This window comes from Pantoea sp. alder81, from assembly GCF_020179835.1.
In the GTDB taxonomy this organism is placed as follows: Bacteria; Pseudomonadota; Gammaproteobacteria; order Enterobacterales; family Enterobacteriaceae; genus Pantoea.
The window spans coordinates 179,562-205,419 of sequence record NZ_JAIUDA010000001.1; the positions used below are offsets into that span (position 1 = coordinate 179,562).

23 protein-coding genes are annotated in these 25,858 nt (G+C 56.5%); 18 read left to right on the forward strand and 5 right to left on the reverse strand.

The window, feature by feature from the left end:
- Positions 1-17: 17 nt before the first annotated feature.
- The gene (bglX, locus tag LBW88_RS00890; RefSeq protein ID WP_224929853.1) at positions 18-2,315 is read left to right on the forward strand and encodes a beta-glucosidase BglX; all 2,298 of its coding nucleotides are present in this window, start codon (positions 18-20) and stop codon (positions 2,313-2,315) included.
- Between the two features lie 170 nt (positions 2,316-2,485).
- Entirely contained in the window at positions 2,486-3,349 is an 864-nt protein-coding gene (locus LBW88_RS00895) for an oxygenase MpaB family protein (protein ID WP_224929850.1), read from the forward strand.
- A gap of 2 nt (positions 3,350-3,351) precedes the next feature.
- Here the strand turns inward: LBW88_RS00895 and LBW88_RS00900 are convergent, their stop codons facing one another.
- Positions 3,352-3,756, reverse strand: a complete 405-nt coding sequence (locus LBW88_RS00900) for a hypothetical protein (RefSeq protein WP_224929846.1) — start codon at positions 3,754-3,756, stop codon at positions 3,352-3,354.
- A 114-nt stretch (positions 3,757-3,870) separates the two neighbouring features.
- Here LBW88_RS00900 and LBW88_RS00905 point away from each other — a divergent pair, with 114 nt between their 5' ends.
- Both LBW88_RS00905 and LBW88_RS00910 read left to right on the forward strand, forming a co-directional pair.
- Complete coding sequence (locus LBW88_RS00905) at positions 3,871-4,980, forward strand: suppressor of fused domain protein (protein WP_224929842.1); 1,110 nt, start codon at positions 3,871-3,873, stop codon at positions 4,978-4,980.
- A 175-nt stretch (positions 4,981-5,155) separates the two neighbouring features.
- Positions 5,156-7,051 carry a methyl-accepting chemotaxis protein gene (locus LBW88_RS00910; protein WP_224929839.1) on the forward strand — a complete coding sequence of 632 codons (1,896 nt, stop codon included), beginning with the start codon at positions 5,156-5,158 and terminating at the stop codon, positions 7,049-7,051.
- Between the two features lie 86 nt (positions 7,052-7,137).
- On the opposite strand, the gene LBW88_RS00915 is transcribed toward LBW88_RS00910, so the two are convergent.
- On the reverse strand, positions 7,138-8,205 hold the full coding sequence (locus tag LBW88_RS00915) for a LacI family DNA-binding transcriptional regulator (protein WP_224929837.1): 1,068 nt from the start codon (positions 8,203-8,205) through the stop codon (positions 7,138-7,140).
- Between the two features lie 196 nt (positions 8,206-8,401).
- Between LBW88_RS00915 and LBW88_RS00920 the strand changes: the two genes are divergently transcribed.
- The 4 genes from LBW88_RS00920 to idi all read left to right on the forward strand — a co-directional run bounded on the left by LBW88_RS00920 (position 8,402) and on the right by idi (position 13,192).
- On the forward strand, positions 8,402-9,571 hold the full coding sequence (locus LBW88_RS00920; RefSeq protein ID WP_224929834.1) for a Gfo/Idh/MocA family protein: 1,170 nt from the start codon (positions 8,402-8,404) through the stop codon (positions 9,569-9,571).
- Positions 9,572-9,581: 10 nt separating this feature from the next.
- Positions 9,582-10,646 carry a Gfo/Idh/MocA family protein gene (locus LBW88_RS00925; RefSeq protein ID WP_224929831.1) on the forward strand — a complete coding sequence of 355 codons (1,065 nt, stop codon included), beginning with the start codon at positions 9,582-9,584 and terminating at the stop codon, positions 10,644-10,646.
- Positions 10,647-10,750: 104 nt separating this feature from the next.
- Positions 10,751-12,313: an MFS transporter gene (locus LBW88_RS00930; protein ID WP_224929828.1), complete on the forward strand. Its 1,563-nt coding sequence runs from the start codon at positions 10,751-10,753 to the stop codon at positions 12,311-12,313.
- A 345-nt stretch (positions 12,314-12,658) separates the two neighbouring features.
- Positions 12,659-13,192: an isopentenyl-diphosphate Delta-isomerase gene (gene idi, locus LBW88_RS00935; RefSeq protein ID WP_224929825.1), complete on the forward strand. Its 534-nt coding sequence runs from the start codon at positions 12,659-12,661 to the stop codon at positions 13,190-13,192.
- A 30-nt stretch (positions 13,193-13,222) separates the two neighbouring features.
- Here the strand turns inward: idi and LBW88_RS00940 are convergent, their stop codons facing one another.
- A complete protein-coding gene (locus tag LBW88_RS00940) occupies positions 13,223-14,689 on the reverse strand; it encodes an MFS transporter (protein WP_224929822.1) in 1,467 nt (488 codons plus the stop codon).
- A gap of 218 nt (positions 14,690-14,907) precedes the next feature.
- Here LBW88_RS00940 and LBW88_RS00945 point away from each other — a divergent pair, with 218 nt between their 5' ends.
- The 4 genes from LBW88_RS00945 to LBW88_RS00960 are packed head-to-tail and all read left to right on the forward strand — an operon-like array spanning position 14,908 to position 18,645.
- Entirely contained in the window at positions 14,908-15,816 is a 909-nt protein-coding gene (locus tag LBW88_RS00945) for an ABC transporter substrate-binding protein (RefSeq protein WP_224929819.1), read from the forward strand.
- 3 nt (positions 15,817-15,819) lie between these two features.
- On the forward strand, positions 15,820-16,986 hold the full coding sequence (locus LBW88_RS00950; protein ID WP_320442527.1) for an ABC transporter permease: 1,167 nt from the start codon (positions 15,820-15,822) through the stop codon (positions 16,984-16,986).
- Positions 16,979-17,914 carry an ABC transporter ATP-binding protein gene (locus tag LBW88_RS00955; protein ID WP_224929816.1) on the forward strand — a complete coding sequence of 312 codons (936 nt, stop codon included), beginning with the start codon at positions 16,979-16,981 and terminating at the stop codon, positions 17,912-17,914. Before LBW88_RS00950 ends, LBW88_RS00955 begins: the two co-directional genes overlap by 8 nt.
- Entirely contained in the window at positions 17,914-18,645 is a 732-nt protein-coding gene (locus LBW88_RS00960; RefSeq protein ID WP_224929813.1) for an ABC transporter permease, read from the forward strand. Before LBW88_RS00955 ends, LBW88_RS00960 begins: the two co-directional genes overlap by 1 nt.
- A gap of 171 nt (positions 18,646-18,816) precedes the next feature.
- Here the strand turns inward: LBW88_RS00960 and LBW88_RS00970 are convergent, their stop codons facing one another.
- Positions 18,817-19,551 carry a MerR family transcriptional regulator gene (locus LBW88_RS00970; protein WP_224930325.1) on the reverse strand — a complete coding sequence of 245 codons (735 nt, stop codon included), beginning with the start codon at positions 19,549-19,551 and terminating at the stop codon, positions 18,817-18,819.
- A gap of 151 nt (positions 19,552-19,702) precedes the next feature.
- Here LBW88_RS00970 and LBW88_RS00975 point away from each other — a divergent pair, with 151 nt between their 5' ends.
- Together LBW88_RS00975 and LBW88_RS00980 are read left to right on the forward strand one after the other, a co-directional pair.
- Positions 19,703-20,266 carry a helix-turn-helix domain-containing protein gene (locus LBW88_RS00975; RefSeq protein ID WP_224929807.1) on the forward strand — a complete coding sequence of 188 codons (564 nt, stop codon included), beginning with the start codon at positions 19,703-19,705 and terminating at the stop codon, positions 20,264-20,266.
- The gene (locus tag LBW88_RS00980) at positions 20,263-20,781 is read left to right on the forward strand and encodes a GNAT family N-acetyltransferase (RefSeq protein ID WP_224929804.1); all 519 of its coding nucleotides are present in this window, start codon (positions 20,263-20,265) and stop codon (positions 20,779-20,781) included. Before LBW88_RS00975 ends, LBW88_RS00980 begins: the two co-directional genes overlap by 4 nt.
- A 10-nt stretch (positions 20,782-20,791) precedes the next feature.
- On the opposite strand, the gene LBW88_RS00985 is transcribed toward LBW88_RS00980, so the two are convergent.
- A complete protein-coding gene (locus LBW88_RS00985) occupies positions 20,792-21,763 on the reverse strand; it encodes a LysR family transcriptional regulator (RefSeq protein ID WP_224929801.1) in 972 nt (323 codons plus the stop codon).
- 157 nt (positions 21,764-21,920) lie between these two features.
- On the opposite strand from LBW88_RS00985, the gene argH reads away from it, so the two are divergent.
- The 4 genes from argH to LBW88_RS01005 are packed head-to-tail and all read left to right on the forward strand — an operon-like array spanning position 21,921 to position 25,856.
- Positions 21,921-23,348 carry an argininosuccinate lyase gene (argH, locus tag LBW88_RS00990; protein ID WP_224929797.1) on the forward strand — a complete coding sequence of 476 codons (1,428 nt, stop codon included), beginning with the start codon at positions 21,921-21,923 and terminating at the stop codon, positions 23,346-23,348.
- Positions 23,349-23,358: 10 nt separating this feature from the next.
- Positions 23,359-24,237 (forward strand): amino acid ABC transporter permease, encoded by an 879-nt coding sequence (locus tag LBW88_RS00995; RefSeq protein ID WP_160832550.1) that lies wholly within the window; start codon positions 23,359-23,361, stop codon positions 24,235-24,237.
- Positions 24,238-24,250: 13 nt separating this feature from the next.
- Positions 24,251-25,015 carry an amino acid ABC transporter ATP-binding protein gene (locus LBW88_RS01000; RefSeq protein ID WP_045816651.1) on the forward strand — a complete coding sequence of 255 codons (765 nt, stop codon included), beginning with the start codon at positions 24,251-24,253 and terminating at the stop codon, positions 25,013-25,015.
- A gap of 19 nt (positions 25,016-25,034) precedes the next feature.
- Positions 25,035-25,856: an ABC transporter substrate-binding protein gene (locus tag LBW88_RS01005; RefSeq protein ID WP_224929795.1), complete on the forward strand. Its 822-nt coding sequence runs from the start codon at positions 25,035-25,037 to the stop codon at positions 25,854-25,856.
- Positions 25,857-25,858: the final 2 nt, after the last annotated feature.

A 25,858-nucleotide genomic window follows, 5' to 3' on the forward strand; every position in this document is an offset into this window, starting at 1 on the left:
TAAGAGAACCCGACCTGATGAAATGGATTTGCTCTGTTAGCCTCGCTGTTTCCCTTGCCATGCAGCCTGCCTTCGCAGATGACCTGTTTGGCCCCCATCCAATGACAGAACCGGCGCGCGACGCCTTTGTTAACCAACTGCTCGGCAAAATGACCCTGGATGAAAAAATCGGGCAGATGCGTCTGATCAGTGTGGGGCCAGACACGCCAAAAGAGGCGGTGCGCGACATGATCCAGCACGGTCAGGTCGGTGCAATATTCAACACCGTGACGCGTCAGGATATCCGCGCGATGCAGGATCAGGTGATGCAGCTCAGCCGCCTGAAAATCCCGCTTTTCTTCGCCTATGACGTGGTACACGGCCAGCGCACCATCTTCCCGATCCCGCTCGGCCTGGCGGCCAGCTGGGATCTGGATGCGATTGGCGAAGTCGGGCGCATCTCCGCTTATGAAGCCGCCGATGATGGTCTCAATATGACCTGGGCGCCGATGGTCGATGTCACCCGCGAACCGCGCTGGGGGCGCGTGTCTGAAGGATTCGGTGAAGACACCTTCTTGTCTTCGCAAATGGGTAGCGCGATGGTGAAATCCATGCAGGGCAAAAGCGCCGCCGATCGTTATTCGATCATGACCAGCGTGAAGCACTTCGCCGCCTATGGCGCAGTGGAAGGCGGCCGTGATTACAACACCGTCGACATGAGTCCTCAACGCCTGTTCCAGGATTATCTGCCACCGTACAAAGCTTCGCTGGATGCGGGCAGCGGCGGCGTGATGGTGGCGCTCAACTCGCTTAACGGGACACCTGCCACGGCCGATGGCTGGTTGCTGAAAGATCTGTTGCGCGGTGAGTGGAAATTTAAAGGCATCACCATCAGCGATCACGGTGCGATCAAAGAGCTGCTGAAACACGGCGTGGCCAGCGATCCACAGGACGCGGTGCGTATCGCGCTGAAGTCCGGTATCGACATGAGCATGAGCGATGAGTACTACAGCAAATATCTGCCGGGCCTGGTGAAAAGCGGCGCGGTGAGCATGGCGGAAATTGACGATGCAGCGCGTCACGTGCTGAACGTTAAATACGACATGGGCTTGTTCAACGATCCTTACAGCCATTTAGGGCCGAAAGAGAGCGATCCACAGGACACCAATGCCGAGAGCCGTTTACATCGTGCCGAAGCGCGTGACGTGGCGCGCAAGAGCATTGTGTTGCTGAAAAACTGGCATGAAACCTTACCGTTGAAGAAAGACGCCACCGTCGCGCTCGTTGGGCCATTGGCCGACAGCCAGCGCGATATTATGGGCAGCTGGTCAGCCGCGGGCGTGGCGAAACAGTCGATTCCGCTGTTGCAGGGCGTGCGCAATGCGATGGCGGGTAAAGGCACGGTGCTGTATGCCAAAGGGGCCAACATCACCGACAACAAAGGCATTCAGGACTTCCTCAACCTGTATGAGCAGGCGGTCAGCGTGGATAAACGCTCGCCGCAAGAACTGATCGATGAAGCGGTCGCCCAGGCGAAAAAAGCCGATGTAGTGGTCGCCGCCGTGGGTGAAGCGCAGGGCATGGCGCATGAAGCCTCCAGCCGAAGCGATCTGGTGATCCCGCCAAGTCAGCAAAAACTGCTGGCGGCGCTGAAGGCCACCGGTAAGCCGCTGGTGATTGTGTTGATGAACGGTCGTCCGCTGACGGTGGTGAACGAAGACCGAATCGCTGATGCGATGGTGGAAACCTGGTTTAGCGGCACCGAAGGCGGCAACGCGATTGCCGACGTGCTGTTTGGCGACTACAACCCATCGGGCAAGCTGCCGATGTCCTTCCCGCGCTCTGTGGGCCAGCTGCCGATTTACTACAACCACTTGCCAACCGGCCGTCCGTATAACTTTGCTAAACCAAACAAGTACACCTCGCATTACTACGATGCGGTGAACGGCCCGCTTTATCCGTTTGGTTACGGCCTGAGCTACACCACCTTTACGGTGTCTCCGGTGAAGATGTCTGCGAAAACCATGCCGCGCACCGGCACGGTGGAAGCGAGCGTTACCGTCACCAACACCGGCAAGCGTGATGGTGCCACGGTGGTGCAGATGTATCTCAACGATCCGGTGGCCAGCATTAGTCGTCCGGTGCAGGAGCTGCGTGGCTTTAAACGCATTATGCTGAAAGCCGGCGAATCGCAGACCGTGAGCTTTAAGATTGACGTGGATGCGCTGAAATTCTGGAATCAGAAGATGCAGCAAGTGGCTGAGCCGGGCAAATTCAACGTGATGATTGGCCTCGATTCGGTACGCACCCAAGACGGGCAGTTTGATTATCTGTAAACATGAGTGCGATTTGGCACAAGGTCAGCATGAATGCTGACCCTACAGTGCTATGCTGGCAGGGTTTTGTAGGGTTGGCCGGAATGCTGACCTTACAACGCTCAGCTTGCCAGGTTTCGTAGGGTTGGCATTTATGCCGACCACGTCAATCAGCACATAATCCAGACGACATGAATCTCCGTAACCGTATCCAACAGCAAGTCTTTCGACTTAACGGCCTCGCGCTCAACGAATTCGATATCTCGCAACCGCTGGGCGATCCGGGCTTGTTTGGCCCTGACCACGTCATCTGGCGCGTGCACGGCGATTTCCCGTCGATGCTGTGCGGTGGCATCAGCGCACTCATGCTGCAAATGCTGCATCCGGCCGCGCTGGCAGGCGTTTGGGATCACTCCAACTTTCGTCAGGACATGCTGGGCCGTTTGCGGCGCACCAGCCAGTTTATTGCCGTCACCACTTTTGGTAACACGGTAGACGCCAACATCCTGATTGAACGCGTCAAACGCATTCATCTGCGTGTGACCGGCATTGATAACGCGGGGCATCCTTACGCAGCCAGCGATCCCCATCTGCTCACCTGGGTACACGTCGCTGAAACCAGTCGTTTTCTCGCCGCCCATTTGCGCTACAAAAATCCACAGCTCTCGCTGGCCGAGCAGGATCGTTATTACGAGGAAGCGGCGATCATCGCCGAAGCTTTAGGTGCGGAAAAGGTGCCCAAAACGGTACAGGCGGTGGAAGATTATCTGCAGGCGATGCGCCCGGAATTAATCTGCGATGAACGCACGCGGGAAGTGATGCAGCTGCTGATCAACGCGCCGGCTCCCAGCTGGCAGGCCAAACCGGCGATGAAGACGATGTTAAAAGCCGGTATGGGCTTGCTACCCGATTGGGCACAACAGCAAATTCAGCAGCCAATTAGGCCGCTCACGCAGTGGCGCGTGGATAAAGAAATGGCGGTGATTGCCGGTTTGCTGCGCTGGTCGATTCAGCGCGGGGCTTATTCCCGCGCGATGCAACGTATGGGACGCTAAGGCTACAAATGCAGCTCGTCTTGCTTTTTGGTGTAAGTCCGTGGCGTGCGGGCTTCGCGTTTTAGCGTGAGCTGGCGCTGCTGATAATAGTGGAACAGCATTCCCAGACCCAATCCCAGCAGGGCTAGCGGCAGTAAGCTGTAGTAAATATCGACAGGCAATAAGAGCAACAGTGCGCCCCCCGCCAGCATTATCGTCAGTGCCGACATCACCCAGGTGTAACGGATAAACAGCCACACCAAAATCGCGAAAATAACGACATCGCGCAGGTTCAAATCGAGGTTTTGCAACACCATGCTGGGCAGCTCCGTAAGGAGGAATGTGCAGACAATAGCATGCGAAGCGGCAAATGAATCGCGAATTAATTTGAAGTTTGTCAGGGCGTTGTGCTGGCATTCATCAGTCATTCTCAAGCTTCCTGACTGCACTTTGAGAGTTTTACCCTTGTGTCACGTGGTGCGAGTGCCGATCCTGCTCTATTCTCAGGGAAAATGGATCCCTCAAGGCTTTGTCGAGGCGTTATGACACACCAACCTCTGATTGCTGAGGTGCCAAATCAGCAAAACACACTCACCGCCATCGTCGAACAGGATGCGCGCACGGCCTACTTTTACATCTGGCCGAACGATCTGTTTCGCAGCCAGTACGCGGTGCGCGGCTGCTGGCTGCGCAATCTGCTGCCAGCACCGGCGCGTGAAGATCGCGAAGCGATGGAGCAGGGCATTGCACCCCTGTTGAGCGCAGAATACTGCCGCACGCTGGAAGCCGAACCGATGCTCGATCCAGCTGGTTTGCAAATATTGTGGGAGCCGAGCGATGACGGTGCAGCGCTGTGGTACTACGGTCAACTGCTGGCGGTGATCCCCGGCTGGAGTCTGTATCAGGACAAGCAGGTGAGTTTCTCTGCAGCCTGTATCAAAGAGAATCGTCTGACTGCACCACTCGGCTCGGCCTCCACCAATGATTACTACGCGCGCGCCGAGCAGCAGCGCCATTTCTGGCGTGACTGGCATGATGGCCATCTGTGGGATGTGGTGCAGCGCGAGCTGACGCAGTGCTATCAGGCACAGTTTGGTGAGTCAGTGAAGTATTACGCCATCGATCAAGGCAGCTGGCCGCCGATGGCCATTTCCCAGCACTGGCATAATGGCGTGTGGTATTTTCTCACCCTCGGTATGGGAATTCGTCCCATGCCGCAGGTGGATTATCTGTTTGATGAGTTGGCCCCGCAGTACCGCCGTGTTGAGCTGGCGATGGCGGTGGACGGCGAAGTGATGACGGAAGCCAATGCGGTGCAGATGGCCAGCGCGCTGGCCGAGTTCGCGCACTTGCCGTGGGCGCGTCTGACGTGGATTGGCGAAGGGCATACACTGGCATCAGAAGTGGCGCCAGTGGGCTTCGAGAGTTTCCTGCTGGCCAATGGTCTGGCACCGGAAGCGGCCCAGTTCCGTTTGCCCAAGCGCGATGGCGATCGCCCGAATCTGCTGTGGGCGACACCAATCACCGAAGCGGAACGCCAGTTTGCTCAGGCTGACGATCGCGGTGGACAACAGCTGCTGCAGCGCTTGCAGGCGGAGGGCAATGACCATGTGTTTCGGCCACGTCAGGAAGTGGTGGAGCCGCCGCAATAGTCCTCTTTGCGGGCTGTTGCCCGCACGCTGAGCAGTAAGCGCAACGTTAGTCACCCTCCTAATGATCACCTAAATCAACTATTTGCATTTTTGTGATCTTGCTCACCTCAAGTTCCTCTGTAACACGCCGTTAACCTCGATCAGGCAACTCGCCAACCAGGGTAAGGGCACACTGATGTTAAAAACTACACAATCTCGTTTTACCGCGACGCTGGTCGCATTTTTCGTGGTCCTGATGCTGGTTACCGTGGTGGTGATCAATCAGTTTATCGCTCCGCAGTTAACGCAAAATGAGAGCCGTCTGGTGCGTTATGAAGTGGACGGCCTGGCAGGACGCATCGTTGAACAGATGAACCGCGTGCAGGCGCAGCAGCGTGCCATCACCGAGGCTGCTGGCGTGATGGATAGCGCGGCGATTGATACCTTGCTGCCTGCGCTGGTGAACCAGTATCAGGACAGTAACGTGTTTGGTGGCGGAATCTGGCCGCTGCCGAATCGTCGCGATCCGGCGAAAGAGAAAGACAGTTCGTTCTTCGCCCGTAACGCCAGCAATCAGTTGCAGGTCAACACTTACTGGAACTCGGATGCGGCCGACAAATACTGGGAGCAGCCGTGGTACAAAGACGGCATGGCTGCTGCCAAAGGTCAGTGTGCCTGGGCCAAAGCCTATCAGGATGCGGCCAGCCCGCAGCCGCGTACCAACTGTGCGATGGCGATTTATCGCGACGGCACCGTATGGGGCGTGGCGACCATCGACGTGACGCTCGGCTTCTTCAATCAGCTGGCGAAACAGATGGGCGATGCGATTCAGGGTCGCGTGTTAATCGTCGAAGCGGATGGCAAAGTGGTGGGGAACGCCGCGCTGATGGATGGCACGCCGAAACTGGAAAATCTCTCTGATACGCAACTGCCGATGGCGGGTGCGCTGAAAGGTTTGCTGAGCCAGGCGGGCAATCAACCGATGCAAACCACCTTCAAAGGTGAAGATGGTGAGCACACGCTGTTCCTGCAGGCGATTGCGGGTAGCCCGTGGTATCTCGCCAGCGATGTGCCATCCAGCCTGTTGGATGCACAGACTCACAGCATGCTGACCCGACTCGGTCTGGTGCAGATCCCGCTGGCGGTGATCCTGCTGCTGGTGCTGCTCGGCTTCGTACGCGCCATGATGAAGCGTCTCAGCCTGCTGAACCGCAATATCGAAGCACTCTCGACCGGCGGCGCAGATTTAACCCAGCGTCTGCCTGCCAGCAACAGCCCGGAATTTAACGCAGTGGCGCAGAGTTTTAACCAGTTTATTGAGTATCTGCAGGGCCTGATGCGTCAGGTCGGCGACAGCGCACTGGCGATCACCTCTGCCTCGCGTGAAATTGCCAGCGGCAACGCCGATCTGTCTGCGCGTACCGAATCGCAGGCCAGTTCAATTGTCGAAACCGCGGCTTCAATGGAGGAGCTGACCGGCACGGTACGTCAGAACGCCGACAATGCTACCCACGCCAATCAACTGGCGGACGGTGCCTCGCAGGTGGCGGCACGCGGAACGGACGTGGTGCGTCAGGTGGTCACCACCATGGGCGCGATTAACCACTCATCACGTAAAGTGGTGGACATCATCAGCGTGATTGACAGCATCGCCTTCCAGACCAATATTCTCGCACTCAACGCGGCGGTAGAAGCGGCGCGTGCGGGTGAGCAGGGGCGTGGATTTGCCGTGGTGGCGTCAGAAGTGCGTAATCTGGCGCAGCGCTCCGCTAACTCGGCGCGTGAGATTAAGAAGCTGATTGAGGAGTCGGTGGCCAATATCGATACTGGCAGCCAGTTGGTGGAACAAGCCGGTCAGACTATGGATGAGCTGATGCAGGGCGTCAGCAGCGTCACCACTTTGATGAGCGAAATCATGTCTGCCAGTCGCGAGCAGAGTATGGGGATTGAGCAGGTTAACCTGGCAATCACGCAGCTGGATGGCAGCACCCAGCAGAACGCCGCGCTGGTCGAGCAGGTGTCGGCTGCCGCGCGCGCCATGGAAGAGCAGAGCGTACAGCTGGAACTGGTGGTGCAGAGCTTTAAGTTGTAAGGCTGGGCGATTTACCACAAGTGATAACGCAATCTGGTGCCGCTCAGGGGCCGGCGGTCCTCGCGCCGCTGACGCTGTGCCCTCACTCACGGAAACGCGTTACGAATCTCCTCACGCGCGGCATGGCGGGTGGCATTCGCCACCGTGCCGCGATCCACCAACTTACCCTGCAACAACAGATTGTAAATCGACGACTGCGGACGATTGAGGCGATTCTGGATCAGCTGGATCGCTTCATAACCCAGCTCGCGACACGGCACCGCAAAGCCGGTGATCGGCATCTCCGGCGATCCCTCCAGTCGACTGGCTAGATCTGTGGTCATCAGCGAAATATCTTCGGGAATACGCAATCCGCGTGACAGCAGTGCGTTCTGCACGCCGGTAATAATGCCTTTGCCGCCAGGCAGAATGACATCTGGCCACTGATCGCGTGGGTGCGCATCCAGCCATTGATTCAGCGCGATCTCGGTGTCCTGCGAGGAGTAGGCTTCGATGACGATCAAATCCTGCTGCGCATTAAACGGCATATGAAAATGGCGATAGGCGTCTTTGATCCCCTCCAGCCGCAAAAACAGCGTTTCGCGTCGCAGGCAGGTCACGGTCAACACCCGGCGATGGCCTTGCTCAAACAGATGCTGCATGGCGCTAAAGCCAATCGCCCGATGATCGGGTGACACCGCATCCAGCCGCATATCTTTATCGCGTGAGTTAATCAGCACACAGGGTTTCCCGAGTGACGCCGCCAGACTGAAGATGGCTTGATCGTCGGTGCCGATAATGATGATGGCGCTGATGTTTTTTGCTCCCGCTTTCTCCAGAAACAGCTTCACATCGGCGCGCTGCTCCTCTAACGGACAATAGCTGATATGCACATCATGTGATGCGCAGGCTTCTGCAATCCCGCGTGTCACTTCATGGTAAAAGAGATCGCCACGCGGCGTGAAAGTGCGTCCTGGCGCAAACACCACAATGTCATTGATCAGCAGACGACCACTTACCATCTCCTGCAATACGCCGAGTCGACGGGCACAGTCGACGATGGCCTCACGCGCTTTATCGCTGGTGTAGGATTTGCCGCTCAATACGCGCGAAACGGTGCTGACCGAATACCCGGTCACTGCTGAAATTTCGTCCATTCTGAGCTTGCCGGCCATAGTGTGATCCCGATCCCAATCAATGTTTGCAATTTTTTGCAGACGCAGTGGACTGATATTAAGACGGTTTTACATTTGGTTCACAAACTCCCGCATCGCTCTGCGAGCATTCTCACAAAAACAGATTGTCCGACCCGCAGCGCTTTTTTATGTTCCTCGCAGACACCTCAACAGCGGTTATCGGCGGAGAATCACGATGTTAAAAATTGCGATAGTGGGCATGGGCAACATTGCCAATTCACATATCCAGGCATTTTTGCAATTTCCCGAGCGCGGCAAAATTGTCGCGGTGGCGGATGTCTATCCGGAAAAAGCGCGGGAGAAATTGCAGCGATACGGTCTGCATGATGTACGGGTCTATCACGATCACCGCGAGATGCTGGCCGAGGGCGCGGATATCGACGTGGTTGATGTCTGTACACCACCCTATGTGCATGCGGAAAACACCATTGCAGCCCTGCAGGCGGGCAAGCATGTGCTGTGCGAAAAACCGATGGCGGCCTCGCTGGAAGAGTGCGATGCCATGATCGCCGCGCAAAAAGCCAGTGGCAAAATTTTGTCAGTGGTGGCGCAAAACCGCTTCACCGATGCGTTCTGGCAGTTGAAAGCCGCGGTGGATTCGGGCATGGCGGGCAAAATTTGTCACGCGCAGATCGATTCATTCTGGTGGCGTGGCCATTCGTACTACGACCTGTGGTGGCGCGGCACCTGGGAAAAAGAGGGCGGTGGCTGCACGCTTAACCATGCGGTCCACCACATCGATGCCATGCAGTGGATGCTCGGTGCGCCCAGTGAAGTGGTGGCGATGATCGGCAACGTGGCGCATGACAACGCCGAAGTGGAAGACCTCAGCGCCGCGATTTTTCGCTATCCCAACGGCACGCTGGCGCAGTTGACCGCTTCCGTTGTGCATCACGGTGAGGATCAGAAAATCGTGCTGCAGGGAGAGAAAGCGCGTCTCTCAGCACCGTGGAAAGCGGTCGCCATGCAGGCAGCAGAGAATGGCTTCCCGGAAAAAGAGAACAATCTGGCGCTGGAGCATGAGCTGGATCGCCTTCATTCCAGCACCGCACCGCTCGCCTGGACGCTGCACGCCGGGCAGGTCGATGACTTCTTCTCGGCGATTGAACAACAGCGTGCACCGTTGATCGACGGTGAGCAGGGCAAGCGCTCGCTGGAGCTGATTACCGCCATCTACAAATCGGCCATCACTAAAAGCACCGTGTCGTTACCCATCGCCAAAAATGATCCCTTCTACCGCACCGGTGGGCTGATTGCCCATGCGCCGCACTTCCACGAAAAGCAGGCTTCGGTCGATAACTTCGCCGATGTCGATGACATCCCACTGGGCAAAAACTTTGCGTGAGGAAACAACCATGAATAAGCAGGATGGCATGAACTACGCGCCGAAAGGCAAACCGCAGCCGGTGGTGCAGCCGGGGGAATTTATCATTGCCGCCGCCGGGCTGGATCACGGCCATATCTACGGCATGTGCAATGGCCTGACGGAAGCCGGAGCTACGCTGAAGTGGGTATTTGATCCCGATGCCGCCAAAGTCGATAAGTTTGTGCAGCAGTTCCCGCAGGTGCAGATTGCTGACTCGCTGGAAACCATTTTGGCCGATGCGCAGGTGCAACTGGTGGCAGGTGCGGCGATCCCGTCGGAACGCTGTGCGCTGGGGCTGAAAGTGATGGCGGCGGGCAAGGATTACTTCACTGACAAAGCCCCGCTTACCAGCCTCGAACAGCTGGAGGATGCCAAAGCAATGTGCGCCAAAACCGGGCGCAAATACGCGGTGTATTACAGCGAGCGTTTGCACGTGGAGAGCGCGGTGTTTGCCGGACAACTGGTGGAGAAGGGGGCCATCGGGCAGGTGGTGCAAACCCTTGGCACCGGCCCACATCGTGAAGGCACCGGACGGCCAGACTGGTTCTATCAGCGTCGCTATTTCGGCGGCATTCTCTGCGATATCGGCAGCCATCAAATTGAGCAATTCCTTCATTACACCGGCAACAGCGAAGCCACGGTGGTGGCGAGCCAGGTGCGGAATTTCCGCCATCCACAGCATCCGCAATTTGAGGACTTCGGCGATGCGATGCTGGCAGGCGAGAACGGCGCCACCGGTTACTTCCGCTGTGACTGGTTCACGCCGGATGGCTTATCCACCTGGGGCGATGGGCGCATGACGCTGCTCGGCACTGATGGTTACATCGAAATCCGCAAATACACCGATCTCACGCGCGGTGAGCAGGACGTGGTGTATCTGGTGAATAAAGAGGGCGAGTTCCGCTATGCCGTTTCCGGTGAAGTGGGCTTCCCGTTCTTTGGACAGCTCATCAATGACTGTCTCCATCGCACCGAGCATGCGATGACGCAAACCCATGCTTTTAAAGCAGCGGAACTGTGCGTGAAGGCACAGATGCTCGCCAACGCTGGCTAACGCATTCGTTTATTCAGTTGATTTCCAATTCTGTTGATAACAACGGCGGCAAGGCATTGCACCTTGCCGTTATGACATACCCTACCAGAACAGGAATCGGATCGATGGTTAAACCTACAGAACGTCGCGTCGGTTATGGCGTCGCCATTGGCTACGGCTTAACGGACTTATTTGGCGGTGGTGCTTTTGCGGTGATTGGCACCTGGCTACTGTTTTTCTATACCACCTACTGCGGATTATCGGTGTTTGAAGCGGGCTCGATATTCGCCATCGCCCGCGTCATCGATGCGATTTTAAGCCCGATCATGGGCTACATTACCGACAACTTCGGCAATACCTGGCTGGGGCGCAAATTTGGCCGCCGACGTTTCTTTCTACTGATCTCCTCTCCCTTGATGCTGCTGTATGGCGCGCTGTGGGTGACGGATATGGGCTACTGGTACTATCTCGGTACCTATCTCACCATCGAACTGCTGTCGGCAATGGTGCTGGTGCCATGGGAAACCCTGTCATCTGAGATGACCAACCGCTTCAGCGAACGCACGCGTCTTTCCGGTGTACGCCTGATGTTCTCGGCGCTCGGCAGTTTCCTCGCCGTCTCGGTGCCGGGCGTGATCATGGCCTATACCGGCAAAGACAACGCCATCACCTACACGCTGACCGGCGTCATTTTCTCAGTGATCTATTGCGTGGCGGTGTTTATTACCTGGCTCACCACCTGGGAAGCCAAAGATATTCAGCCGAAAGAGGATGTGGCGCAACACTCTGCGCGTCAGGGCAGCCTGAAAGCGCACCTGAAGTATCTGTTTGTCGATTTGGCGTCGTCGTTCAAAATTAAAGCCTTCTGCCAGCATCTGCTGATCTACATCTGCTCTTTCACCGCGATGGATGCGTTTCTGGCGGTGTTCACCTATTTCGTGATTTATGGCCTGAAGCAGGATGCCTCTTTAGCTTCGCTGCTGCTCAGCAATATGATGTTTATGTCGATTCCCGGCACCTTCATTTTTATGATGCTGCTGGGCCGCTTTAACATGACGCCCTCCAACGCGCTGCGTATTTCCTACCTGAGTATCGCCGCCGTCTTCGTGTTCCTGTTTGCCGTGTATGTGTGGCAATGGCAGGTGCCTACGTTGCTGTTCAGCGCAGTGTTTCTGTTTTTGGGCATTGTGCGCGCCGGACTGTTTTACATCCCGTGGAATATCTACAGCTTTATTCCCGATATTGATGAGATGGTCACCTGTAAACGACGTGAAGGGATATTTGCCGGGGTGATGGTATTGACGCGCAAAAGCTCGGTGGCGATCGCCATTTTCATGATTGGCATCGTGCTGCAGGAGAGTGGTTTTGTCAAAGGCAACGGCGCACAGCCGGAGAGTGCCATCAATGCGATTGTCGGGCTGATGGTGTTTGTCACCACGGCACTGCTGGCGGCGAGCTTCTGGCTGACCTTTAAGTTCAAGCTGACGCAGCGTAGCCACAAATTGCTGATTAAAGAGGTGGCGCGCCGCAAACTGGGTGGCACGGCAAGAGGTTGTGATGCTGAAACGCGTGTGGTGATTAAAGATCTCACCGGCTATGAGTATGACGAAGTGTGGGGCGCGACTCGTCACAAAACCGCCAGCGATAAGACTATCGAATCCGAGCTAAAACTAAAGGGGCGGCTTTAAGGGCGAGTGCCTGTCAGCGAATGACTTAGGCCATTAAGGCTGCCCTTTAAAAAGGGGCAGCCTCATCTGTGCGCTCAGGCGGGATTGAGCGTTTCAGGGCGTGGCGACGTCAGACTCAAGGCGACCCGAGACTCCGCTCGCCCCTGCACCCTGGCTGATAACGATGACGATATTATCTCGCCCAGGGTTGGCCGATTTGATTTCTACATCCTGAGTCGTCACCGCTTTGTCTGATGACTGCTAAGCTTAAATTTCTCTACTTAAGCGCACGGAATGTGCGCGATTTCCTCAGTTTCGGTGTTTGAGGTTGTGTACAATAGCTGAGAATTATCTTAAGGAGTTGTCATGCCCGCCATTGAAGTTATTCTCGTCGACCACCTCGATCGTCCCACCGGCAAGATGGAAAAGCTGGAAGTACATGAGAAAGGATTGCTGCATCGTGCGGTGACGGTCTACGTGTTCAATTCGCGCCATGAACTGCTGCTGCAACGTCGTGCAAACGGTAAATATCACTGTGGTGGCTTGTGGAGCAACACCTGTTGCGGCCATCCTTATCCGCAGGAGTCGACCCGTGATGCCGCTGAACGTCGTTTGCGGGAAGAGATGGGGATGCAAGTGGCGCTGACGCCGGTGTTCGAGTTGAGCTACAACCTGCCATTAAGCAATGGTCTGACCGAGCACGAGTATGGCCATGTATTCTTCGCCACCAGTGATGTTGAACCTGAGCTGAATCCGGAAGAAGCGGATGCCTGGTGTTATCGCTCGATTGAGCAGATTCAACAGGAGATGCTGGATCAACCCGAGCAGTTTACGCCGTGGTTCCTGCACACCTTTCCGCGCATTCCCCATACGTTCGGCGATTTCCGCCTGACCGCATAAAAAAACGCCCCTTGATGGGGCGTTGTTGTATTAAGTGAAGTCTTCCGCATCCACGTCGTAGCCTGAGGGCTCCCAGCGAATCGCCAGCAGCGCCAGCAAGCCAATCAGCGGGGCGAGGAAAATCACCCAGAACACGCCGGTGCCGAATGCCGCCACCAGCAGCGGGAACAGGAACAGCGACACGGTTGAACTGCCGCGCATCAGCGTCTGGTTAAAACCGACCCCCACGCCGCGCAGTGAAGCAGGGTAGCTCAGCGAGGCAAAGGTCATGGTGTGTGAACCCGGACCGAATCCCTGGCCAAACAGGAACAGCGCCAGCATGGCGATCGCCACCGCTGCCTGTTCGCCGCCTTCCGGACGACCAATCAGCGCCAGACCCAGCAGGGCGATACACTGACAGCTGTAACCTGCTACCGACATCTTCCACGCGCCGAGACGTGGCACCAGACGCACCGCCAGCAAGCCACCGACAAAAGCAAACAGCAGGTTCAGTGCCAGCGACACCAGAATGGTGGTCAGCATTGATTGCGCGAAGAAACTGGAGATGATCACCGGCAGGCCAAAAGCCACTGCGTTATAGGCAAATGACGAAGCGATGGACGTCACGGTTGCCAGAATAGTACGACGTCGATAAACGCCCTGCAGCAGCGCACCATAGTTACGCCAGCTGGCCTTGCGCACCGGTTTGACCTGCGTCAGATCGGCATCTTCCGCCACATGGGCATTGATGTTGTAAGAGCGTTGCAGGATCTGCGCGGCGCCGTGCAGATTGCCCTGATTGGCCGCCCACACTGGAGACTCACTCATATAGCGGCTGCGAATGGCAATAATCAGCAGCGCAGGCACCGCACCGAAACCAAGAATCAGTCGCCACAACCAGTCAGTGTGACTCTCCGGCAGCACCGCATACAGCAGCAACACCAGCAAGTAGGAAATACTGATTGCCGCATACCAGGTGGGGCACCACATCGCCACGCTGGCGGCTTTATTTCCTTGCCCGCGCAGTTTTGAAAACTCGGCAAGAAACGCCATCGCGACGGGCAGATCGATCCCCACCCCCAACCCCATCACAAAGCGCGCACCGCCCAACACGTATTCGTTCGGGGCAAAGGCACAGGCCAGCGCTGCAACGACAAAGAAGAACATATCGGCCATAAATACGCGGTAGCGGCCAATTTTATCAGTGAGATAACCGCCAATCAGCGCACCGACAATCGCACCGAAGGTAATGGCCGAAGCCACCAATCCAGTGCCAGTCGGTGTCAGGTTGAATTCACGCGTGACGTCTTTGATACCGAAAGCCAGTGCACCGAGATCGTAGGCATCGAGGAACACCCCGCCGAGGGCGATGGCCACCACGATGCGCGCATTGCTGCGCGATTCGTTACTGTTGTTAACGAGGTTTGATACGTCAGCGGCGCTGCGTATCCATTTGGTCTCGCCAGTCGGCGTATTCCCTGCCAGCGCGACGTGCGCCGGAGAAGCTAAATCGGACATGATGTTATGTATTTTATTGTAAAGAGTGGGTCTATGAGAATAAGCCTGTGCTTACGCATTAAAAATTCCATTTGGTTATAAGTCCTGCGAATGGGTTATAAGCAATGCGCTTTAGATAGCAGAAAAAGCTCGAAGTTAGGCGCTTGACCACCCCTATCCTGTTTCGCCAGGCTACGCTTGATAGTCACAGACTGAAAACATAAGCAGAGGACAGCGGCATGATTAAGCAGGGTTTATTGGGGATGATCGCATTAGCGATGAGTGTGAGTGCAGCGAATGCGGCCGATCCGGTGAAGGTCGGCTCGAAGATTGATACCGAAGGTTCGCTGCTGGGCAACATCATCCTGCAGGTGCTGGACAAACACGGGGTAAAAACCGTCAACAAAATTCAGCTCGGCACTACCCAGGTGGTGCGCGGGGCCATCACTGCGGGCGAGTTAGATATCTATCCGGAATACACCGGCAACGGCGCATTCTTCTTTAACGATGAGAAGGACACGGCCTGGAAAAATGCGCAGCAGGGCTATGAGAAGGTGAAAAAGCTCGATGCGGATAAAAACCATCTGGTATGGCTGACGCCAGCCCCAGCCAATAACACCTGGACCATCGCGGTACGCGGCGATGTGGCACAGAAAAATAAGCTTAACTCCCTCGACGATCTCAGTGCCTACCTGAAAAAGGGGGGCACCTTCAAGCTGGCGGCCTCAGCAGAATTTATTGAACGCAGCGATGCGTTACCGGCGTTTGAAAAAGCCTACAACTTCAAACTGGATCAATCACAACTGCTGTCACTGGCGGGCGGTGATACGGCGGTGACCATCAAAGCGGCAGCACAGCAAACGTCCGGCGTCAACGCGGCAATGGCCTATGGCACGGATGGCCCGGTGGCGGCGCTCGGCCTGCAAACCCTGACCGATCCCAAAGGCGTCCAGCCAATTTATGCGCCTGCGCCGGTGATCCGTGAAAGCGTGCTGAAACAGTATCCGGACATCGGCAACTGGTTACAGCCGGTGTTTAGCAAGCTGGATGAGAAAACCCTGCAACAGCTTAACGCGCAGATTGCGGTTGACGGTCAGGATGCCAGCCAGGTAGCGAAACAGTGGCTGCAGCAGAATAAGTTGCTGTAAGCGGTGCCGTTACTGTTATCAAGACCGCGCCAGCAGCCGGTGCTGCTGGTACTCACGCTGCTGATCACTTGCGCGCTAATGGCTTTGCCGTTACTCAGTTTCGCCGCAAACCGCCTGGTGTCCGGCCAGCCGCTGATGCTGTGGCAGGTCACGCAATCCTGGCTGTTGCTGCTGCCGTTACTCTGGTTATGGCAAGGATTGTGGTGGAAGCCACGGCGTCTCAATCTGGTAATGGCATTGCTGGATGCTGAGATTCTGTTTGCGCTGCTGATCTTTATCGGCGGGCAGACCGCGGCTCAACTGGCCAACAACGGCAGCCCGCTGGCACGCACCGCCTTTGGCAGCGGTTTATGGTGTGCGGCGGCGCTGGCGCTATTGCTGGCAGCCGAGGCCATTCGTCAACTCACGGCCAGCACGCCGTGGCGTATTCTGCTGAACCTGCAAATCTGGCTGGTGCCGCTGCTGTTACTGCTCAGCGGCCATCTCGACCACCTCTCCCTGATGAAAGAGTATGCCAACCGCACGGCGGTATTTGATGCGGCTTTTAGCCAGCATCTGCTCCTGCTGGGCGGCACATTGCTGCCCACGCTGTTGATAGGCTTGCCGCTGGGGTTAGTGATTGCCCGGCGATCGCGCTGGCAAAGTGCCGCTTTCAGCGTACTCAACCTGATCCAGACCGTACCTTCCGTGGCGCTGTTTGGCCTGCTGATTGCGCCGCTGGCGGGGTTGGTGGCTCACTTCCCGGTGCTGGCAAGTTGGGGCATCAGCGGCATTGGTCTGGCGCCCGCACTGATCGCACTGGTGCTCTATGCGCTGCTGCCTTTGGTGCGCAGCGTGGTGGCAGGTTTGCAGCAGGTACCGCAGGAGGTACGGGAAACGGCGCGCGGCATGGGAATGAGCGCGATGCAACAGTTCTGGCATGCCGAACTCCCGCTGGCGCTGCCAGTATGGCTCTCGGGATTGCGCGTAGTGGTGGTACAAACCATTGGCCTGGCGGTGGTGGCGGCATTGATCGGCGCAGGCGGATTCGGTGCGATTGTTTTTCAGGGATTGCTGAGCAGCGCCCTGGATTTGGTGTTGCTGGGCGTGATTCCGGTGGTGGCGCTGGCGGTGGTGTTTGATGCCGCACTGCGTTTACTGTCGGCACTGCTGGAGAGAACCGATGATTGAGTTTCACCAGGTAAGCAAAATGTTTGCAGGCAAAGCGGCCGTGCAGGATCTCACACTGCATATTGAGAAAGGCAGCTTCACCGTGCTGATTGGCACCTCCGGCTCGGGCAAATCCACCACGCTGAAAATGATCAATCGACTGGTGGAGCATGACAGCGGTGAAATCCGCTTTGCCGGTGAACCGATTGAACGCATGGATGCACGCGCCCTGCGGCGGCGCATTGGCTATGCCATCCAGTCGATTGGCCTGTTCCCGCACTGGAACGTGGCAAAGAACATCGCCACGGTGCCGTCACTGCTTGGCTGGCCGCAGGCAAAAATCCAACAGCGGGTTGAGGAGCTACTGGCGCTGCTGAATCTGGATACGCATCTGGCGACGCGTTTTCCCCATCAACTTTCCGGCGGTCAGCAGCAGCGGGTTGGCGTGGCGCGCGCGCTGGCCGCCGATCCCGAACTGTTGCTGATGGATGAGCCCTTTGGTGCGCTGGATCCGGTGAACCGCCAGGCGCTGCAACAGGAGATGCTGCGCATTCAGAAGCTGTCTGGGCGCACGGTGGTGCTGGTGACGCACGACATCGACGAAGCGCTGACGCTGGCGGATCAGCTGGTGCTGATGGACGGCGGTAAAATCGTCCAGCAGGGCAAACCGATTGAACTGCTGACGCAACCGGCCACGGATTTCGCCCGCGAATTCTTTGGCCGTAGTGAACTGGGTGTGCGGCTGTTGGCGCTGGGGCGTGCCGGCAGTGCGGCGCGGCGCGGCGAGTGGCTGGACGGTGAGCCGATAGCCGCGAGCCTCACGCTGCGCGAAGCACTGTCACAGTTTATTGCCCGACGCACCGACAAGTTACCGGTGATCGATCAGCATCAACAGCCGCTGGGTGTCCTGCATTTCAACGATCTGTTGCGCCAGCGGGAGGCGATCTGATGCGGGTATGGCGCGATCCACTGTACTGGCTGCTGGCGGCATTTTTGTTGCTGCTGTGGGGATTGCCGCACAGCGGAGCGCTGTTTGCCCATTGGTTCCCGCAGCTGGAACGCCCGCTGTATCAGCAGGAGAGCTTCTGGCGGCTGGCCCTCGCGCATCTGTCATTGGTGATCAGCGGCAGTGCGCTGGCGATTATTTTTGGCGTGGGCTGTGGAGTTTTCGCTACGCGTCGTGCCGGACGGGCGTTCAGACCCTTACTGGAGACGCTGGCGGCAGCGGGGCAGACCTTTCCACCGGTAGCAGTGCTGGCGATAGCCGTGCCGGTGATGGGCTTTGGCGCGACACCGGCCATCATGGCGCTGTTTCTATACGGGTTGTTGCCGATTTTGCAGGGCACGCTGGCAGGATTGGATAGCGTACCAGACAGCAACCGGGAAATTGCCGTTGGACTGGGCATGGGGCCCTGGCGACGCTTATGGCAGATTGAACTGGCGCTGGCCGCTCCGGTGATCATGGCAGGCATGCGCACGTCGGTGATGATCAGCATCGGCACCGCGACGATTGCGTCAACGGTGGGCGCAGAAAGCCTGGGATCACCGGTGATTATCGGACTGAGCGGCTTTAACACCGCCTATGTCATTCAGGGCGCGCTATTAGTCGCGCTATTGGCACTGATTTGTGACCGCGTATTAGAACGCGTGCAACGTCAACTCAGTGGCTGGGAAGGATAAGACTGTAGCCCACCAACATCATGCCGCCCATGCCACCAAGAGCCATCACGGCAAACAGGGTGCCAATGAAAATTTTATTCCAGTTCATAAGGGAAACCTGAGAAAAGTCATGGAGTGCGGCATGATAACGCGCACACCCGGCGAGGCAAAGGCCGTGTGTGCGATTTTTTGTCAGGCGGGATCGTGAATATGGGTAGCGAACCCTTGCGCCTGCCAGTGCTCAAACTGCTCTAACTGACGTCGCGTAGGTTTTTTGCCAGTCCAGATAAACAGGTTCTGACCAGGGAACAGCTCAGGGCGGGGCATATCCAGCGGTTCAGCTAACACATCCATGCGCCAGCCCTGCTGCGATAAACGCCAGGCTTCCAGCCACAGGCGGGTGCGATCTTCCACGCCCCAGCCAATCATTAGTGCATCCTTGCCGGCTTTTTTGCGGCCGCCAGCCAGACAAAACGCCACATAATCAATCAGCGCACCATCTAACAGGCTGCACATGGTGCGCGCGGTATGCTGATCCAATCCCAGGCGTTGACGCACCGGGACAAACACGTGATCGATCAGCGCATCCACCGGATGTTCGCGGCCAATGGTGGCAATTTTGGTGCGCAGTTTAGCCGGACGAACGTGACGCAGCACGCTCATCAACTCTTCCTGCAGTGCGGTCCAGCCATCGTGCACATTAATGGTTTGGCCTTCCAGCAGGGCTTTCACCTTGCCAACAGGCACACCGCTCTCTATCCAGCGTTTGATCTCTTCAATTCGCTGAACATCTTCATCATCAAACTGGCGGTGACCGCCTTCCGTACGCTGAGGTTTTAACAGACCGTAACGGCGCTGCCAGGCGCGAAGTGTTACCGGGTTGATTCCACAGCGTTCGGCAACATCACCGATACTGTATAAGGCCATGGCGTCCTCGAAAATTCTGACCTGCATTACAACACCTTAACCGCCGCGCTTATGTTGTACAACTCTTTTATTTCTGTACAACTTGACGTTTTGACCAATATAAGGTGATATCTCATATGTGAGATTTATTTCCCATTTATGAGAGGTGAATATGTCTGTACCGGATAGCGAAGATCGGCTGGCCGCACGACTGGCCGAATTACGAGTGCAACGCGGCTGGTCGCTGGACGAACTGGCGATGGCTACCGGCATCAGTCGGGCTTCATTGTCGCGCATTGAACGGGCAGAGACCAGCCCTACAGCCGCTTTGCTTAATCGACTGTGTGTGGCGTATGGCTTGACCATGTCGCGCCTGTTGAGTGAAGTGGAAGAGGAAGCCGCGCTGCTGCTGAAAGCGAGCGATCAGAGCGTTTGGCGCGACGATGCCAGCGGTTATCTGCGTCGCAGTGTCTCGCCGCCCGCCAGCCATTTCAAGGCCGAGCTGGTTGAGAGCGTGTTACAACGCGGCGCGCGCATCGATTACGACGCACCACCGGTGCAGGGGCTGGAGCAACATATCTGGCTGCAATCCGGCGAGCTGACGTTCACCATGGACGATCAGCGCTGGACGCTGCAGGCGGGAGATTGCCTGCGCTTTCATCTCACCGGCAAATCATCGTTTCAGGCGCACCCGGAAGGCGGTGCGCGTTACATTCTGGTGGTGTGTAAACCATGACTGAAATTGAACAGTTAAGTGCCACTCAGGCGCAGCCATTGCTGGCTGCGCTGACCGAGGTGTTGCAGGGGTGCGTGGCCGACGGGGCCAGCGTGGGTTTTATCGATGCCGGGGATCGCGCAGCGATGGAACGCTTCTGGCAGGATAAAATCTACAGTCTGGCGAGCGGCGATAATCAGCTGCTGGTGGCGTGGCAGCAGGGTGTGATTGTTGCGACGGTAATGGTCGGGTTTAGCGCGATGCCCAATGGGCGTCATCGCGCGGAGATCAGCAAATTGCTGGTACATCCCGATGCGCGCCGCCAGGGAATTGCGCGTCGACTGATGCAGCAGGCTGAGCAGTTGGCGATTGAGCAGGGCAAAACGCTGCTGGTGCTGGACACGCGCAGCGGCGATGTGGCCACGGATCTCTATTTATCAATGGACTGGCAAATTGCGGGATCCATTCCGTTGTACGCTGAATCGACGGAAGGGGCGTTAGATGCCACCACGGTGATGTATAAAGTGGTGGGGTGATTGCACCAACTCAGTGCGCCTCTTCTGCCTCTGCCAGGCCCAGTGATTGCATAAATAGCCGGATAATTGGATTAATTTTCCGGCCTTTTTTCATCATCAGGCAGAACGGATTTTCCCGGCGCACCGATTCATCGCCCAATTCACACAGCTGCCCACGTGCAATAAAAGGCGCGGCATAATGTTCGGGTAAATAACCAATAAAGTGCCCGGTTAAAATCAGCATGGCGACGGATTCAACTTGCACCGCCTGCGCACCGCTGTCCTGTAATGGAATGAGGCGACGGTCGTCGCGCGGCGTGACATATAAATGATTAATGATTTTCTGCTCACGTAATATTTCCACCGATATATTCTTATCACAAGATCCCGAATATAAAGGATGTGACATGGAGCAATATAATTTCGAATATTCTTTATAAAGTGGGAAGTAATCAAAATCACTTTTCATTTCATAAACCGGCGCTATGCCACAATGAAAACGCCCTTCACTCATCCCGCGTTTAATATCATCTAATTGCGCGGTCTGTAAGCGAATCTGCACCTTTGGTGCTTTCTGGTGCAACTGTTGCACCGCCGCGGTGACCGGGGAATGCGGATCAGAAATAGTGTTATCCACCACGCAAATCGCGATGTCCCCCAGCAGTTCATTACGGCTGTTATGCAGACGTTCGCGGAACAGATTCAGCGAGACGAACAGCTCCAGCGTGGCCTGATAAACATTAATCCCGTACTGCGTCAGTTCAAAGCCTTCGCGGCCCCGGCTACATAACGTCATGCCGAGACGAATCTCCAGATCGGAAACCTGCTTACTGATGGCGGCTAAACCAATATTCAGTTCGTTACTGGCAGCGGTTAATCCTCCGGCTTCCACCACGCATTTAAATACGCGCAGTAATTTTAAGTCGATATTATTCAGTGCCAGAACCGCATTATCGCCGCGATTATTTGCATTGTTTCCAGACTGGGAAACTTTACTTTCCATCTTTGCTATTCAACTCCGGAATAAATGCGGTGAAAGTACAGTGAACCTGAAATATGACGTATTTACCAGTGCGAGCGTGAAATAAGTTTTTATTATCACCCCTGGTTTATTCATATCTTTTTCATATCGCTGACGAGTATCTGTAAGGGGAAATAGCATGTCTGATAATGCCGAACTGTTATGGGGTGCGCGCTTTAAAGCGGCACCGGCGGCCAGTTTAACCGCGCTGTCGCGCAGCCCGGATTATTACTTTGCCCTGGCACCTTACGATTTAGCGGGATGCCGGGCCCATGCCCGTGAGCTGGCTCGCGGCGATCTGCTGAGCAGCGAAGAACTCAATACTATGCTGGCAGCGATTGATGCGCTGGATGCTGATTATCGTGCAGGCAATCTGCACCCGATTGCTGCTGATGAAGATGTTCATACCTTCATTGAACGCGCACTAACTGAACGCTTAGGGCCACTGGGCGGCAAACTGCGTGCAGGCCGTTCGCGTAACGATCAGACCGTCAACGATTTGCGCCTCTACCTGCGTGATAACGGCCGCAAAGTGGTCAGTGCGTTACTGGCACTGCAGCAATCTTTGGTTGAGCAAGCCGCACAGCACACCGAAAGCGTGGCGCCAGGCTTTACCCATTTACAGCAGGCACAGCCGATTGTGTTTGGTCATCAACTGCTGGCCCATGCGCAATCTTTTGCCCGCGATATCGAGCGCATGCAGGATTGGGATCGCCGCAGTGCGCGCTGCCCGCTCGGTGCCGCAGCGATGGCCGGATCGGCGATTGCGCGCCAGCCGGAAAAAGCCGCTGAAGATCTGGCTTACCTCGCACCATGCGAAAACTCGATTGATGCGGTGGCCAGCCGCGATTACGCCGCAGAATTCCTGTTCGTCACCAGCATGATAGGTATCAACCTGTCACGCCTGTGCGAAGAAGTGTGCATGTGGGCCTCGCGCCAGTTCCGCTGGGTGGAATTGCATGATAGCTATGCCACCGGCAGCTCAATCATGCCGCAGAAGAAAAACCCGGACATCGCCGAACTGACACGCGGTCGTTCAGGTCGTCTGGTCGGCAACCTGATGGCGTTGCTCACCACCATGAAAGCCATGCCGCTCTCCTACAACCGCGATCTCAGCGATGACAAACGTAACGTGATTGATGCCGTGGACACGCTGCTGCTGGTGCTGCCTGCCATGGCCGGCATGATGTCGACGCTGAAATTCAACACCGACGTAATGCGCGAACAGGCACCGGACGGTTTCACCCTAGCCACCGAAGTCGCCGACTGGCTGGCGATGCGCGGCGTGCCGTTCCGTGAAGCCCATGAAATCACCGGCCAGCTGGTGCAGCTGTGTGAACGCGAAAATTGCGGCCTGTCCGACCTGAGCGATGCGCAGTTGCAGGCTGTCGATGCACGCTTAACGCCAGAAGTGCGCAGTGCCCTGACGCTGGAAGCAGCACTGGCGGCACGTAGCGGCTATGGCGGCACCGCCCCGGCACGCGTACGCGAACAGCTCGCGCGCTTGCAAATCCTGATGCAGGACCAGCAGCGCTGGACTGAAGATTACGCTGGCCCCCGCGCCTGAGGAGACATCTATGTCCCAATCCACCCCGGTTGAACCCAGCTTGAAAAATAGCCGCGAGCAGATGCATTACGATCTGGATCGCTATCAGGTGGTGCCACGCCGCTATTACGGCCGCATCACGGCTTCAGCGGTGATCCTGGTGCTGCTGGCATTGCTGGTCAACGCCTTCGCCCACGGCAACATTGAATGGTCGTTTGTCGGCCAGTTCTTTACTGCCCAGGCAATCCTTAACGGCGTGGTGAACACGTTGATTATGTCGGTATTGGCGATGGGGCTCGGCATCCTGTTCGGCGTGATCACCGCGATTATGTATATGTCGCCCAATCCGGTGCTGCACTACATCGCCGTGGGTTACGCATGGATCTTCCGTGGCACGCCGCTGATTCTGCAACTGCTGCTGTGGTTTAACCTCGCGCTGGTGTTTCCCACCATCAGTATTCCCGGCGTGTTCAGCGTGCAAACCGTCACCATCATGACGCCGTTCCTCGCGGCACTGCTGGGTCTGAGTATCAACCAGGGGGCTTATACCTCCGAAGTGGTGCGCGCCGGTTTGCTGTCCGTGGATACCGGACAGTACGAAGCGGCGAAGGCGATTGGCATGCCGCGTCTGCAAGCGCTGCAGCGCATCATTTTGCCGCAGGCGATGCGCGTGATTTTGCCGCCGGTGGGTAACGAATTCATCAGCATGATCAAAACTACCAGTCTGGCCAGCATGATCCAGTACTCCGAACTGCTCTACAACACGCAAACCATCTACTTCGCCAATGCGCGCGTGATGGAACTGCTGTTCGTGGCGGGCATCTGGTACCTGATCATCGTCACCGTGCTGTCGTTTGGTCAAAGTCGCCTTGAGCGCTTCTTCTCACGCGGCCACCGCCAGCGTCAGTAATTGGGAGAGAGAGATGAGAAACATCGTGCGCGCCGTCAAGGTGAACAAATATTTCGACCAGTTTCATGCGCTGAAGGATGTCAGCCTCGAAGTGAATTACGGCGAGGTGATGTGCATCCTCGGGCCATCCGGCTCCGGTAAAAGTACCTTCCTGCGCTGCATTAACCAGCTGGAGAAGATCGATCAGGGTGGCATTTGGGTCGACAACGAATTAGCGGGCTATCGCATTGCGGGCAACAAACTGCATGCGCTGAGCGATAAGCAAATTGCTCGCCAGCGTCTGCAAACCGGCATGGTGTTCCAGCGCTTTAACTTGTTCCCACATAAAACTGCGCTGGAGAACATTATCGAAGGGCCGTGTCGTGTCCTGCTGCGTCCGAAGCGTGAAGCGGCGGAAGAGGCGATGGCGCTGCTGGATCGCGTCGGCCTGGCGCACAAAGCGCACGACTATCCGCAGTCACTGTCCGGCGGGCAGCAGCAGCGTGTGGCGATTGCCCGCGCGCTGGCGATGAAACCGAAACTGATGCTGTTTGACGAACCGACTTCGGCGCTGGATCCGGAGATGGTCGGCGAAGTGCTGGCGGTAATGCGCCAGTTGGCAAAAGAGGGCACCACCATGCTGGTGGTCACTCACGAAATGGGCTTTGCCCGTGAGGTGGCGAACCAGGTGGTGTTTATGGACGAGGGACGCATTATCGAGCAGGGCGCACCAGAAGACATTCTGCTGAACCCGCAAAACCCACGGATGAAAAACTTTATTAACGCGATTCTTCTTTAACGTGACCGGGGTGAAAAACATGAAAAAACTGTTATTGAGTGCCATCAGTGCCGCGCTGTTACTGCAATCTACTGCCTGGGCGGATATCGCCGTACCAGCGGCTATTAAAGAAAAAGGCCTGACCGTGGCGATCATGCCGAACTATCCGCCAATGGATTTTAAAGATCCGGCCACTAACCAGCTCACCGGTGTGGATTACGATCTCGGCCAGGCGATTGCGGCCAAGCTGGGCGTGAAGATCAACTGGCAGGAGATCGCCTTTGAGCAGATGGTGAACGCGGTGGTGACCAAGCGCGTCGATCTGGTGATGTCCGGCATGACCGACACCAAAGAGCGCCAGAAGGTGGTTAACTTTATCGATTACTTCAAAACCGGTCCGCAGTTCTACACCCAGGCCGCGCGCAGCGACATCAACAGTGCGATGGATCTGTGCGGCAAGAAAGTCGGCACCAGCCGTCGTACCACCTTCCCGGTAGAGATTGCCAACTGGTCTAAAGCGCACTGCGAAGCCGCCGGTAAGCCAGCCATCATCGTCGTTGGCGCCGAAGGTACGGCGGATGCACGCACCCAGCTGCGTCAGAACCGTCTGGATGGCGTAGTGCAGGGGAGCGAAACGCTGCCGTACATCATGGATCTTGAGAAAGGTAAATATAAGCCGCTCGATAAAGCGTTCTCCTTCCAGTACACCGGCATGGCGATTGGTAAAGATGCAGGCGAGCTGACTACAGCGGTGCAGGCGGCGATTGACGCGATGATTGCTGATGGTAGCTACCAAAAGATCCTCGCGAAATGGGGCCTGGCTGACAATGGCGTGACCCAGGCGACCGTTAACCAGGGCTAAAG

Bases quoted from the DNA above. Each gene is read 5' to 3' on its own strand.
- LBW88_RS00915 (WP_224929837.1), bottom strand. From the start codon at position 8,205: ATGGCCGGCAAGCTCAGAATGGACGAAATTTCAGCAGTGACCGGGTAT.
- LBW88_RS00895 (WP_224929850.1), top strand. From the start codon at position 2,486: ATGAATCTCCGTAACCGTATCCAACAGCAAGTCTTTCGACTTAACGGC.
- LBW88_RS00945 (WP_224929819.1), top strand. From the start codon at position 14,908: ATGATTAAGCAGGGTTTATTGGGGATGATCGCATTAGCGATGAGTGTG.
- LBW88_RS00900 (WP_224929846.1), bottom strand. From the start codon at position 3,756: ATGACTGATGAATGCCAGCACAACGCCCTGACAAACTTCAAATTAATT.
- LBW88_RS00910 (WP_224929839.1), top strand. From the start codon at position 5,156: ATGTTAAAAACTACACAATCTCGTTTTACCGCGACGCTGGTCGCATTT.
- LBW88_RS00925 (WP_224929831.1), top strand. From the start codon at position 9,582: ATGAATAAGCAGGATGGCATGAACTACGCGCCGAAAGGCAAACCGCAG.
- LBW88_RS00905 (WP_224929842.1), top strand. From the start codon at position 3,871: ATGACACACCAACCTCTGATTGCTGAGGTGCCAAATCAGCAAAACACA.
- LBW88_RS01005 (WP_224929795.1), top strand. From the start codon at position 25,035: ATGAAAAAACTGTTATTGAGTGCCATCAGTGCCGCGCTGTTACTGCAA.
- LBW88_RS00980 (WP_224929804.1), top strand. From the start codon at position 20,263: ATGACTGAAATTGAACAGTTAAGTGCCACTCAGGCGCAGCCATTGCTG.
- LBW88_RS00940 (WP_224929822.1), bottom strand. From the start codon at position 14,689: ATGTCCGATTTAGCTTCTCCGGCGCACGTCGCGCTGGCAGGGAATACG.
- bglX (WP_224929853.1), top strand. From the start codon at position 18: ATGAAATGGATTTGCTCTGTTAGCCTCGCTGTTTCCCTTGCCATGCAG.
- LBW88_RS00955 (WP_224929816.1), top strand. From the start codon at position 16,979: ATGATTGAGTTTCACCAGGTAAGCAAAATGTTTGCAGGCAAAGCGGCC.
- LBW88_RS00920 (WP_224929834.1), top strand. From the start codon at position 8,402: ATGTTAAAAATTGCGATAGTGGGCATGGGCAACATTGCCAATTCACAT.
- LBW88_RS00930 (WP_224929828.1), top strand. From the start codon at position 10,751: ATGGTTAAACCTACAGAACGTCGCGTCGGTTATGGCGTCGCCATTGGC.
- argH (WP_224929797.1), top strand. From the start codon at position 21,921: ATGTCTGATAATGCCGAACTGTTATGGGGTGCGCGCTTTAAAGCGGCA.
- LBW88_RS00995 (WP_160832550.1), top strand. From the start codon at position 23,359: ATGTCCCAATCCACCCCGGTTGAACCCAGCTTGAAAAATAGCCGCGAG.
- LBW88_RS00970 (WP_224930325.1), bottom strand. From the start codon at position 19,551: ATGGCCTTATACAGTATCGGTGATGTTGCCGAACGCTGTGGAATCAAC.
- LBW88_RS00960 (WP_224929813.1), top strand. From the start codon at position 17,914: ATGCGGGTATGGCGCGATCCACTGTACTGGCTGCTGGCGGCATTTTTG.
- idi (WP_224929825.1), top strand. From the start codon at position 12,659: ATGCCCGCCATTGAAGTTATTCTCGTCGACCACCTCGATCGTCCCACC.
- LBW88_RS00985 (WP_224929801.1), bottom strand. From the start codon at position 21,763: ATGGAAAGTAAAGTTTCCCAGTCTGGAAACAATGCAAATAATCGCGGC.
- LBW88_RS01000 (WP_045816651.1), top strand. From the start codon at position 24,251: ATGAGAAACATCGTGCGCGCCGTCAAGGTGAACAAATATTTCGACCAG.
- LBW88_RS00975 (WP_224929807.1), top strand. From the start codon at position 19,703: ATGTCTGTACCGGATAGCGAAGATCGGCTGGCCGCACGACTGGCCGAA.